This window comes from Pseudomonas sp. JH-2 (assembly GCF_036231725.1).
GTDB lineage: Bacteria > Pseudomonadota > Gammaproteobacteria > Pseudomonadales > Pseudomonadaceae > Pseudomonas > Pseudomonas delhiensis.
This window is the reverse complement of record NZ_JAZAQP010000123.1, coordinates 1-1,015: the sequence shown is the minus strand read 5'-3', so window position 1 is coordinate 1,015 and position 1,015 is coordinate 1. Positions and strand designations below refer to the sequence as shown.

The 1,015-nt window shown below is 62.2% G+C and carries 1 pseudogene; it reads left to right on the top strand.

Annotation, left to right across the window (positions count from 1 at the left end):
• Positions 1-298: pseudogene (locus tag VV867_RS31005) on the top strand (alpha/beta hydrolase); the annotation flags it as partial.
• Positions 299-1,015: the final 717 nt, after the last annotated feature.

Below are 1,015 nucleotides of genomic sequence, written 5' to 3'. Positions count from 1 at the left end.
CCGCACCGCCCGCGACCTGGCGCAGCCACCCGCGGCCACGGTACTGATGGGGTTGCCGGTGGGTACGGTGCCCGGCGGCCGCCACTACGAGCCCATGGCGCTGCCGGCGGACTGCCTGCTGCTGCACGGCGAGGCCGACGAGATGGCGCCGCTGGCCAACCTGCTGGACTGGGCGCGCCCGGAACAGCGCGCGGTGAGCCTGTTCGCCGGCGCCAACCACTTCTTCAAGGGCTGCCTGGGCCGCGCGGCGGACCAGGTGCTGGCCCACCTGCGCGGTGTGGAGCGGCCGCTGGGCTGAGGTCAGCGGTCGGCCGCCGTTCACTGGGTCGGTGACACCCGTATGTCCCGAAGCGAGCCGGAGCCAATGCGCCTTTGCACGGATATGTAGATATGAGGAAGGGGAACTTGTTGCCGTAGCGCTGTCTACAGAAGCGATTCCCCCGCCTCGCCGGCATCGGGCGATGCTTCAGCGGTGGGGTGGGGGAATCAGCCCTGCGGCCCTGTTTCCCGCTGGCCCCGGCGCCTGTCGGTGGAGCTGCGGTAGACGCGCAGCAGTTCCAGTGCCAGGGCTGCCAGACAGATGAATGCGATGATCTTGATATCCATATCCAATGTTCCTTGGGAAAGCCGATAGAGATGTGGCGGCCGCCCGGAATCCCTCTTGGCGGTGCCGCCGGGCATGCTGCCGCGACGCCGGCGATCAGGCAAGGGGCAGGCGACCAGCTGTGCTGCAACGCCAGTGCTCTATATAGAGTGGGCGTCTGAACCGGCTTGGCCTCTGTCGAGAAACATCGTTTTGAAAGAGGGTGTTGACAGCTGTTCGGATGTCTATATAATTCGCCGCCCGTCAACTGGTAAAGCCCATTGGGTTTTACATAAGACGCTGAATTTAAAGAAAATATTTTTTAAATTAGGTGTTGACGGAAAGAGAGGTTGCTGTAGAATGCGCGGCCTCGGTTGAGACGAAAGAATCAACCACTGCTCTTTAACAAGTTGAATCAAGCAATTCGTGTGG